At 64.3% G+C, this 10,687-nt stretch carries 10 protein-coding genes, 1 tRNA gene and 1 pseudogene; 2 read left to right on the forward strand and 10 right to left on the reverse strand.

Translation table 11 applies throughout. The annotated features are described in order from the left end of the window. Positions 1–123: 123 nt before the first annotated feature. Positions 124–2,241, forward strand: a complete 2,118-nt coding sequence (locus BVU17_07055; GenBank protein AUG47292.1) for an AAA family ATPase — start codon at positions 124–126, stop codon at positions 2,239–2,241. A 271-nt stretch (positions 2,242–2,512) separates the two neighbouring features. Here BVU17_07055 and BVU17_07060 read toward each other — a convergent pair whose 3' ends face one another. The 5 genes from BVU17_07060 to BVU17_07080 form a co-directional block, all read right to left on the reverse strand. Next, a complete protein-coding gene (locus BVU17_07060; GenBank protein AUG47293.1) occupies positions 2,513–3,532 on the reverse strand; it encodes a hypothetical protein in 1,020 nt (339 codons plus the stop codon). A gap of 78 nt (positions 3,533–3,610) precedes the next feature. Then, positions 3,611–4,429 carry a carbon-nitrogen hydrolase gene (locus BVU17_07065; GenBank protein ID AUG47294.1) on the reverse strand — a complete coding sequence of 273 codons (819 nt, stop codon included), beginning with the start codon at positions 4,427–4,429 and terminating at the stop codon, positions 3,611–3,613. Further along, positions 4,426–4,857, reverse strand: a complete 432-nt coding sequence (locus BVU17_07070) for a polyketide cyclase (protein AUG47295.1) — start codon at positions 4,855–4,857, stop codon at positions 4,426–4,428. The genes BVU17_07065 and BVU17_07070 overlap by 4 nt, the downstream gene beginning before the upstream one ends. Positions 4,858–4,924: 67 nt before the next feature. Further along, complete coding sequence (locus tag BVU17_07075) at positions 4,925–5,152, reverse strand: hypothetical protein (GenBank protein ID AUG47296.1); 228 nt, start codon at positions 5,150–5,152, stop codon at positions 4,925–4,927. 63 nt (positions 5,153–5,215) lie between these two features. Continuing rightward, positions 5,216–5,413: a hypothetical protein gene (locus tag BVU17_07080; protein ID AUG48857.1), complete on the reverse strand. Its 198-nt coding sequence runs from the start codon at positions 5,411–5,413 to the stop codon at positions 5,216–5,218. A 93-nt stretch (positions 5,414–5,506) separates the two neighbouring features. On the opposite strand from BVU17_07080, the pseudogene BVU17_07085 reads away from it, so the two are divergent. After that, a pseudogene (locus BVU17_07085) lies at positions 5,507–5,713 on the forward strand (hypothetical protein). Positions 5,714–5,779: 66 nt separating this feature from the next. Here BVU17_07085 and BVU17_07090 read toward each other — a convergent pair. The 5 genes from BVU17_07090 to BVU17_07110 all read right to left on the reverse strand — a co-directional run bounded on the left by BVU17_07090 (position 5,780) and on the right by BVU17_07110 (position 10,379). Beyond that, positions 5,780–6,814, reverse strand: a complete 1,035-nt coding sequence (locus BVU17_07090; protein ID AUG47297.1) for a histidine kinase — start codon at positions 6,812–6,814, stop codon at positions 5,780–5,782. A 98-nt stretch (positions 6,815–6,912) separates the two neighbouring features. Continuing rightward, positions 6,913–7,983, reverse strand: coding sequence for an N-acetylglucosamine-1-phosphate uridyltransferase (locus BVU17_07095; protein AUG47298.1), 1,071 nt, complete (start codon positions 7,981–7,983; stop codon positions 6,913–6,915). Between the two features lie 196 nt (positions 7,984–8,179). After that, positions 8,180–8,875, reverse strand: a complete 696-nt coding sequence (locus BVU17_07100) for a competence/damage-inducible protein A (protein ID AUG47299.1) — start codon at positions 8,873–8,875, stop codon at positions 8,180–8,182. A gap of 74 nt (positions 8,876–8,949) precedes the next feature. Then, positions 8,950–9,024, reverse strand: a tRNA-Glu gene (locus BVU17_07105). 140 nt (positions 9,025–9,164) lie between these two features. Continuing rightward, the gene (locus tag BVU17_07110; protein ID AUG47300.1) at positions 9,165–10,379 is read right to left on the reverse strand and encodes a hypothetical protein; all 1,215 of its coding nucleotides are present in this window, start codon (positions 10,377–10,379) and stop codon (positions 9,165–9,167) included. Positions 10,380–10,687 lie beyond the last annotated feature (308 nt).

The following is a 10,687-nucleotide window of genomic DNA, read 5'->3' on the forward strand; positions in this document are numbered from 1 at the left end:
TACCACGTGACCTCGTCTCGCTCGGTTTGGACAACCATACCAGAGATTCCGACGGCCGCCCGTATATTATTTTCCCGCAACACAACGGGAACCCTCAAGGGAGTCGGATTGCAAGAAGGCGGCATGAGCGGGGCCACTGACGCCGGTGTCGAACTCACAGTCGAGGGTGCGAACAAGCGCGACGCCGGGCGCGGTATCGCACGACTGCCGGAGTCCGCACGGACTGAGCTGGGCGTGCTGAGCGGGTCGCCCGTCATCGTTGAAGGCGACGATAGGACTGTCGTGAAGGTCTGGCCGGCGGATGACGACGGGTCCTTCGTCCGCATTGACTCAGATACCAGAGCGAACGCCGGCGTCAACATCGGTGACACGGTCACCGTGACCAGCGGGTCAGTCTCCGAGGCCACTGAGATCGCCGTCCAGCCGGTCGAACCGATGCCGGGCAGCGAGGACTACGAGAGTCTGGTCAGGAAGCGCCTCGTCGATCAGATAATCCAGGCCGACGAGCGGACCCACATCGAGGGGCTGGGGACCTTTCTCGTCCGCAAAACGTCGCCGTCGGGGCCGGTTCGGGTCACCGGCACGACGGCAGTGACTGTGCTGCCCGGCCTCGACGGCGGCAGCGATACCGACCAGTCGTCATCCGACGAGGCAGCCACGGCGAACACACCGACCGCCGAGACGGAGTCCGGGGTGAGCTACGAGGACATCGGCGGCCTCGACGAGGAACTGGACCGCATCCGGGAGATGATCGAGATGCCCCTCTCCGAGCCCGAGGAGTTCCGCCGCCTAGGCATCGACCCCCCGAGCGGCGTCCTCCTGCACGGCCCGCCCGGGACGGGGAAAACCCTCATCGCCCGTGCCGTCGCCAACGAAGTCGACGCCTACTTCGACACCATCTCCGGCCCCGAAATCGTCTCCAAGTACAAGGGCGAAAGCGAGGAGCGACTCCGGGAGGCCTTCGAGAAGGCCGAGGCGAACGCGCCGGCTATCCTCTTTGTCGACGAAATCGATTCCATCGCGGGCTCCCGCGACGAGGACGCCGACATGGAGAACCGCGTCGTCGCCCAGCTGCTCACACTGATGGACGGCCTCGAAGACCGCGGCCGGGTCGTCGTCATCGGGGCGACGAACCGCGTCGACGCCATCGACCCGGCGCTGCGCCGCGGCGGCCGCTTCGACCGCGAAATCGAGATCGGCGTCCCCGGTGAGAGCGGCCGTCGCGAGATTATGGATGTTCACACGCGGGACATGCCGCTCCACGAGGACGCAGATCTGGACCGCATCGCCGCACAGACCCACGGTTTTGTCGGGGCGGACCTCGCGTCGCTGACCACTGAAGCCGCGATGGCCGCACTCCGGGCGGACCGCGATGACGGTGACGTCCACCAAGACGACTTCGAAAGTGCGCTCGCCACCGTCGACCCCAGCGCGATGCGGGAGTACGTCGCCGAGTCGCCGACGGCGACGTTCGACGACGTGGGCGGGCTGTCCGAGGTCAAACAGACGCTGACGGAGGCTATCGAGTGGCCGCTGTCGTACGGAGAACTGTTCACCGCGACGAACACGGACCCACCGAGCGGTATCCTGCTGTACGGCCCGCCCGGGACGGGGAAGACCCTGCTGGCGCGGGCCGTCGCCGGCGAGAGCGACGTGAACTTCATCCACGTCGCCGGGCCAGAAATCATGGACCGGTACGTCGGTGAGAGCGAGGAAGCCGTCCGAGAACTGTTCGAGCGCGCCCGCCAGACCGCGCCGAGCATCATCTTCCTCGATGAAATCGACGCCATCGCCAGCCACCGCGGCCAGGGCAACGAAGTCACCGAGCGCGTCGTCTCGCAACTGCTTGCCGAACTGGACGGCATCACCGAAAACCCCAATCTGGTCGTGTTGGCCGCGACCAACCGCCGGGACATGATCGACGACGCGCTGCTGCGGCCGGGTCGCCTCGAACAGCACGTCGAGGTCCCCAACCCCGACCGTGACGCTCGCGAGGAGATTCTCGCTGTCCACACCGCCGGGAAACCGCTCGCTTCTGACATCGATATCGGGGACCTCGCCGAGGAGACTGATGGTTTCTCTGGCGCAGAACTGGAGGCCGTCGTCCGTGAAGCGTCGATGTTGGCCATCCGGGAGGTGGCGTCCGCCTACGGGCCCGAGGAAGCCACCGAGAACGCCGACGAAGTGACGATTACGCGTGCACACTTCAGCGAAGCGCTGGAACGGGAACGCGCGCGGTAGCCACGAGCGACGCGGTCGGGTCAAGCCGTTTTGCAGCAACTGCTGGTCAGTGGTTTCTCTTGACGCGTTCGGCCGAAAGGCGAGGAGAGGCGAAAGGGTCGACTCCGGGAGAGGAGTAAAAAGGCTGTCCGGACAGCCTTGGCGGACGAGCGACGCCGAGTGGCCGAGCAGCGAGACGGGCGTTAGCGCCGGCATCGACGTGAAAAGCGCCTTGCCGGCAGCTACTCGTAGCGAGTGGACACGCAAAAAAGGCCCGGTTGTCGGGTTCCGGCTACGCCTTATCGTCAGGCGACTCCGAATCCGGTTGGTCAGTGGGCTCCTGCTGTGGGGCGTTGCCTCCGCCTCCACCGTCGCCGTCCTCTGTAGCTGATTCCGACGCGCCACGTCGGCCCAGTAGCGGGAGCGACCGACCGCGAAGGAGCCGCCGGCCGCCGACGACTGGAACGGCGAGGGCGACGAGCCAGGGCGCGAGACTCGCAGCAGTCACCAGCAGGCCTCGGGTGAACACGTATACGTCGGTCACCGACGAGAGGAACGCAGTGACCAGCGACCGCTCGTGGTACGGCACCTGCTGGGCCGACGGTTCCGGCGCTGGCTCGTGGATTTCGACACGCAGCGTCGAATAGGCGACCCGCTGTTCGAGTGAGCGTTTCTGTGCTTCGAGACGTTCGATGTCACTCTGCACTGACGACAGTTCGTCCTCGATGCGGAGCAGTTCTTCCGTGCTATTTGCCCGGTCGTAGAAGGCCCGCAGTCTGTCGCGGCGCTCCCGGAGATTGGTCAGCCGCGCTTCGAGGTCGACCAGTTTGTCGGTCACGTCTTTCGTCGTCGTCTCTTCGGAGCGGACCGTCCCCTGCTCGGCCACCATCGACTGGGTCGACTCGTACTCCTCGCTTGGCACTCTGACGACGATGTATCCGGTGTACCACGTTTCGCCGTCATCGCGGTGGAGTTCACGGTTGGAGTCGCTCACGTACCCGCCGGACGCGCGAGCGCGGGCGGCGATTGCGTCGGCCGTCGTCGAGTAGTTCTCCACTTCGACCACCATCCGGCCGTTGCGGATGATGGCCCGGTCGGCCGCCGCGTCGCCGGCCTGAATATTCCCGCTATCCGCGGCGTTCGCCCCGGAGTCCGCTTCGACGGGCTGACTTGAGCTGCTGTCACCGCCGGACATCTGTGCGCCGTCACCGCCGCCCTGTGGCCCGCCCGCGTCGCTGCTCCCACCCAGACCGGCACAGCCGGCAAGGAGGAGGAGGGCGACGACAGCGAGGACCCTAACTCGCGAAGCCATACGGGATGGAATCGTCCTGACGACGGTATAATGACAGCGAACGCTCAAAAACCGCTTTTTGTCAAACAGCGACTGCGGTTATGGCCAGTCCGTCCGGCGGTCTGCAAGCGCCGGAAACTCCTCGCGGACCTGTTCGACACGGGTCGAGTCGAGAGTGGCAGTCACCAGCGCGGGGTGGTCGTCGGCGCTGGCGAGCGTCGTTCCCCACGGGTCGTACACCGTCGACCGACCCAGCAGTTCCGCGTCCTCGAATTTCCCGACGCCGTTCGCTGCGGCGACGTACAGCTGATTCTCGACTGCGCGGGCGCGACCGAACAGTTTCCAGTGCTCGACGCGCGGATACGGCCACGCACTGGGCACGAGCGTCAGCGTCACGCCCTCGTCGACGAGGTGGCGGTACAGCGCTGGGAACCGGAGGTCGTAGCAGGTGGTGACTCCGACAGTGAACCCCTCGAAGTCGACAGTCGGAACCGTCTCACCCGGCTCCAGTAGCTGGGATTCCGCGGAGTCGTAGCCAAACAGATGCTGTTTGCGATACACTGCCCGTCGCTCCCCGTCGCGGTCGAAGAATACGGCGGTGTTCGCCAGTCCGGCATCGGCGGGCACGTCGAACCCGGCCTCAGCGCTCGTCGCCAGGTCCTCGACGACGCTCCCGGCCAACACAGCCACGTCGTGGTCCGCGCCGGTGCTGCGGATTCGACTGAGCGTCTCGCCGTCCAGCCCCTCTGCTTCGCGTGCGTATCGGTCGAACGCGAAGTAGCCGACGTTGAACAGTTCCGGAAGCACGACGAGGTCCGCGCCGTCCGCGGCCGCGTCCTTGATGGCGGTCGTCGCGCGGCTGACGTTCTCGGCGACCGAGTCCGACGAGACGTCTATCTGGGCAAGTGTGAGCCTCATGCTTCGACTTCGAGGTCGTCCCGCAGCGCCTGTTCGAGGTTCTGCATCTCGCCGTCGAGGTTCCGCTTGAAGAAGCGCTCGACGCCCGGGAGCTTGCCGTCGACGATGAACCGGTTCGTCAGCTTCGTGCCGCCGTCGGCTGTCTCTTCGAGTTCGTGTTCGCCCTGAACGGTCATCACCTTCGAGCGACCGATAAAGCGAGCGTACTCCGGGCGACGCTGTTCGACGTCCTCGGTTTTCACCGTCATCGTCTGGTTGACCACCGGAATCGGGAGTTCGATCGACCAGTTCGCGTGTGTGTCGTCGATGATTTCCCAGTCAGTGACCACACTAATCGGCCGAGCCCGTTTATCCGGGTCAGTGATGAATTCCCAGACACGTTCCGGTGTGGCCGGCACAGTCATCGTTCGTTCGACCCGGACAGTCATGGAAGATACTGAGGACTACTGGCCGATGAATCCACCGATTGTAACAGTGCGGAAAACCCGGCAGCGGCTATCCAGTCGGCGTGACGCGCCACGTCGTCGACCGTGCGCGCCCCCATTTCTCGATCTCGACCTCGTCGGCCTCCTCAGCTAAGCGTGGGAGTCGCGCACCCACTTGCTTCGACGAGAGGCCGAGCTGCTCAGCGATGTTCTTCGCGCGGAAGTAGCTCTCCCCACGCGAGACGCTGTCCCGGAGATATTCGAGAATGCGTCGGTCTTCCTCGCTGTAATCGGCCATATAGGAGATACGGTCTCGGCGTTTTTAACGGTTCCCTTCACAGTCTCGCAGCTGATACCGGTATCAGGCGTCGTAGGCGTGGATCGCCACGATAGCCACGGCCGCGGCGAGCATCGCGAGCCCGAACGCGCCGCCGGACGTCACGAGCAGGTTCCCCGTCTCAAGCTCCTGTGCGTGCAACACTGCGTAGTTGTAGCTGTTAGTTGCTGTGAACAGGGCCGCACCGACCGAGACGAGCCCGAACACTAGGGCCAGGCCCATCCCCATGTCGCTTTTGGACGCCTTGGAACTCATGTACGACGCTTTCGGTGTTGCCCACTTAGTTCATTCGGGCTGGGGCCACAGGACATATACCGACCCGTCGAAGCGAACCAGCCGCTCGTCTCGGACCCGGTGCTCTACGTCAACGAGACCCGCGGCGCGTGGGACCGGGCGAACCTCACACAGTCCGAGACGCCGCTGCACCTCGCGTTCGACACCTACAACCCCAAGCCGTACCCCTACACGATTACGAAGGTCGGCTACACCATCCGGATGAACGACGTGACCGTCGGAGAGGGCGCTCCGTCGTCGAGACAGACACGGCACGGCCAGCGGAAGGAAAAAACCGGACCGGTTCGGCGTCGCTTACTCGATGGTCGTGTGCTCGGACTCCTCGTTGAGCGCGAGGTTCGTCGCGATTTCGGCGCTCCGGACCGCGAACTCGGCGGTCTGCTGGAGGCTGACGAGCACTTCACGCACTTCCAGCAGCGCCTCGTTGTCCATCTCCGGCAGGTCGTCCAGAATCTCGTGTTCCTTGTCGCCGATGTCCTTGTACAGCTCCCGGACCTGAATCGCGGTGTCGTAGTTGCGGTCGACGGCTGCCTGCACCGCCAGCTCGGTGATGTCGTTGACCTGGTCGGTGAACTCGCGGATGCGCCGCATCGTCGAACTGTCGACGTTGAGCGAGTGGTCCTCGGTCTCGAGGGCGATTTCGGCGATGTCCTCGGCGTTGTCGGCAGTCAGTTCGAGGTTCTTCGCAATCGAGCGGTAGCCGATGAGCGGGAAGCCGTCGTTGAGGCCGATGGCCCGCGCGAGATTCGGGTTCTGGTAGGCCGTGAAGATGAGGCGAAGCAGGAGGACGAATATCTTGTTGGCCTGTCGCTCGCGGTTGAGCGCCCGCTGCGCGAGATCGGGGTTGCCGTGTGCGAGAGATTTTACTGCCTCGTTTCGCATCGTCGAGCCGGTGGACTCCAGCCGTTCGAGGAGGTTGTTGAGCGTGAAGTCCTCCGGGTCGACGGAACAGCGGATGGCGATTCGGTCGGGCGTCTCCTCGATGACACCAAGCCCCATCAGCTGGGTTTCGGCGTTGTAAACGGCGTTGATGTGAGAGGATTCCAGCGTCTCGCCCTCTGGGGCTTCGACGTGGATGACGCGCCGGCCGAGCACGTACTGGGCGACGATAGCCCGCTCGACAGACGCAGCATCGAGATTCTCCGCGTGGATGATAGCCTCCGACTCCTCGGTCTGGACGGACTCGGGCATGACTGTCAGCGTGCCTTTGCCGCCCATCCGTAGCGACACCTCGTCACCTTTTTCGACGTCGTGCGCACTGGCCCACTCCGCAGGCAGCGTCATCGCGAGCGTCGACGGCCCCAGTCGCTGGACTTTCCGTGTTTCCATATGTCCTTTGTGGGGCGTGAGATACCTTAATCTTGACTATACATGATAAAATACCGCGGGCGATATATCATGGCCTGCCGCCCTCGACTGTGGAAGCGTCAGACGACTTCGACAAGTCTCCGCTCGTGACGCCCGACGCGGACCCGCAGCCAGCCGCGCAGTTCCTCGTCTAATTCCGAGTCGCCAGTGTCGACACGGAGCGTGCCGATGCCGTCCAGCTTCCGCCGCGAAGCGACCACTTCGAGGTCACACTGCCTGATGACCGCCGGCGACAACTGTTGGTTCCCCCGGCCGAACACGAACCCCTGCCCGCCGATGGGCGATACAACGATGATATTCCGGTCGCCGAGAGCATCGAGAATGTCCGATTCGGCAGCGTCGCGGACGAGTACCTCTCCGTCGCGCCACACATCGACACCAAGGGTCGTCCCGTCGAATCCGATTTCACCTTTGATAGCGCCGACAGTGCTCCCCGGACCAAGAATGTACGTGACGCCTGGTTCGACGGCGTCGGCGACGCTCTCTGCGAGGGACCCGACGCTCCCGCCGCCCAGCTGCTTGGCCGACTGGCGCTGGTCGGCGACGGGGACCGTGGCGACCGCCCGCAGTTCCGTGACGACCTCCCCGCCCCTGAAGGCGTCCTCGTCGATGTCGTTGACCTCCGCACGCTCCGTCTCAGAGAAGCGGGCGACGATGCGGCCGGCCGCCCGCGGCGACACGCCGAACACGGAGGAGTACACCTTGACGCCCGCCGGCACCCCGAGAATCGGGATCGTCGCGCCCAGTTCGTCGAGGGTCATCGCCACGTCCACGGCCGTGCCATCGCCGCCGACGAACAGAATCACGTCCGCGTCAGCCTCGACGAAGGCCCGGACCGCCGCCCGCGTGTCCTCGCTCGTCGTCTCGTCGGCGGTTGCCGGAGCGCCGACAACAGTCGGGTCGAATCCTACCTTGCGAGCGATATCCGCACCCATCGGGTCACCGTACGTGAGCAGTTCCACATCCGCCCCAACCTGGGCGAGCGATTCCAGCGCGATCCGTGCCCGGTCCGGTGCGCGTTGCTCCGCACCGCGACGGCGCGCCTCCGCAACTTTCCCGTCAGTGCCCTTGAGGCCGACGCGGCCGCCCATGCCAGCGATGGGGTTGACCACGACACCGATTCGTCGCATTCGCCGTCACTACGCGACCCTGCGGCAAAAGCGGTCCGGGAGCGTGCCTTTCAAGCCACCCCACGCAGAACGCACAGCTATGTCAGTCGTACTCCAGAGTGGCGTCCAGACAGGAATCATCAACGCGTCCGGCGCAGTCATCACGCTCGGTGGCCTGCTGCTTACGTTTCTCTGGCTGAACCATCTCTACCGGTAGTCACTCCGCCGTTGGTGAGTCGACGCGCTCGCTGAACCACGCCGCTGCCTCCTCGACTAGCTTCTCCTCTGTCCCCTCGAACCGGACGGTCACGTGGTCGCCCGGATAGCTACCGACCTTGACCGGGAACTGCTCCTGTACCTCCGCGAGTCGGTCGAGCAGCGCGCTCTCGGGCTCATCGGCGTCGACGGTGCGCACGTACCGCTGCTCGCCGGTGAACTCGTCGGCGACCTCCTCGAACATCCGCTTCATCTCGGCCGGCACGCCCGGCAAGACGTAACAGCTCTCGACGACACAGCCGGGTGCGACGCCCTCGTGATTGGACAAGACACGGGACCCCTCCGGCACCTCGCCGGTCCCATCGGTCAGGTCGTCGCGCGTATACCCGCCGTGTTCCTCCAGCCACGCGATGGCGTCCTCGCTCTCGACGACGTCCCGGCCGAACGCCGCGGCGACGGCCTCGATGGTTTTGTCGTCGTGCGTCGGTCCGAGGCCGCCGGTGACGATGACGGCATCGAACTCCGCGTGGTACTCGTTGACCACGCGGGCGATGTCCGCGATCTCGTCGGGGACGACCGTCGTCCGTCCGACAGTGACGCCCCGCTCCGCGAGCTGTTGTCCCAGCCACGCGGCGTTCGTGTTGACCGTCTCGCCACTGAGCAGTTCGTCTCCGACCGTGACTACCGCGACGCGCATACCGCCTGCTTGGACTGGGGGACACAAATACTGTCGGTCACAGCACTTAGCGGTTTCAGTGAATCGGAGAGAAATGCTCCGTCAGGGATTTGAACCCTAGTCATCACCGTGAGAGGGTGATATGATTGGCCGGACTACACCAACGGAGCGTACACAACTTCGTAGCGAGGAGATACGTATAATCATTGCGTTTCAGCCCCGCCCTGTGCTGGTTTATCATACTGGTCGCTGTAACTATTACCAGCTCTCTGCGGTAGCGAAATGTCACACGGACGCACAGCCGGACGTATCACTCATCGTCAAACGGTGATCCAGCGGCGTCGGGTTCCTGACCGGCGAGGCTGATTATGTTCTCGCGGCCGACCCTGAGCTTCGAGATATCGCCGTCGTCTTCCATGTCAGAGAGGAGCATGCTCACTTTCGACTTCGACCAGTCGGTGCTGTCGACGATATCCACCTGCTTCATTCGGCCGCCGTTCTCCTCCAGCAGCTTGCGGACGCGGTCGCTGTCGGTGAGTAACTCCTCGTCAGGGACCGCCGGTTCGTCGGGCGTATCGGTGTCCGCTGTTGCATCGCCCGGCGGAGCCGACGACGGCTGCTCCGTGGCCGCAGCGGCTGACGGTGTCGAAGCGGGCGGTTCGTCGTCGTCGGTTCCCAGCACCTGTCCCAGCGCGCCGGACCGCCACGCGGCCGCACCGCCGGCGACGAGGGCGATAAAGATGACGACAGCCGGGAGCATCCACGATGGCCCGCCACTGGACCCGTCAGGGGCGTCGGCAGCCGCCGTGGTACCGCGCTCCGTCTCGGTATTCTGCCCGGTCTCGCGCGGTTCCAGTTCCACGTAGGGCCGGCGGTCGTTGAACGACTGCTCGCCGTTCCACGTGACACTCGCGCTGTTTTCGAGCGAGTCAGGGGCGCTCTGTGAGTCCGGGTCCGGCTGGACATCGACGAACGTCAGTTCGGGGCCGCGCTCAAAGACGAACGACTGACTCGACCCGATGTAGAACCCGCCGTCGAATACGTCGCTGACAACCACTGCATCGCCCTCGACGACCGCGAAATTATGCCAGCGGAACGACATCTTCACCGTCCCAGTGTTCTGGAGCGGGTCGACCGTTGCCGACCGGTCGTAGTCGGTCGCACTCATGTTCCGGCCGGTCACGTTCGTCCCGTACTGCGTCAGCAGCGTCGACTGCCTGACGAAGTTCTGGTATAATGGCTGCTCTGACTGCTCGAACTCCGCGGCGAACTCCTCGAACTGCTGTTGCTCGGACTCGTTCGTGAGCGGGGTCCTGTGGAGGATAGCCCACTCCGCGGACCCGTTCTGATACAGCGTGACCTGGAACGTCGTCCGGTCGAACCTGTCCGGCGTCTGGACGCCGACGCTCTCGTCGGTCGGCTGTGCCACCGCCAGCGGCGCGGCACCGCTTCCCAGCAAGAGAACCAGCACGAGACTGGCGACGACCAGGCGTACCATCTGTCGTATATCATCGATGGACCGCATAAAAGCGCTGTGAATAGCACTGTTCTCAGTCAGTATCGGGCCGGTGTCCGGTGATTTCTCGATACGAGTACAACGAAGGTGCTGGTGACCGAAACCGGTGTCGCGCGCCGTGCGGGCGCTCGATCTCACAGCCCTCACCGGGTTCGAAGTAGATTCAATCGGCACTCTGTCCCGTGGTATCGGTTGTCTCTCGTCTAACACGTGACCATGGGAGGGGGCGATTCCTGTTTTGACACCGGTGTCTTGGCTTCTACACCGGTATTTCGCATAAATTTCCGGTGGGTTATTTAGAGAGGAGGGTCCAACGA

Origin of the sequence: Haloarcula taiwanensis (genome assembly GCA_002844335.1) — an archaeon.
Lineage (GTDB): Archaea > Halobacteriota > Halobacteria > Halobacteriales > Haloarculaceae > Haloarcula > Haloarcula taiwanensis.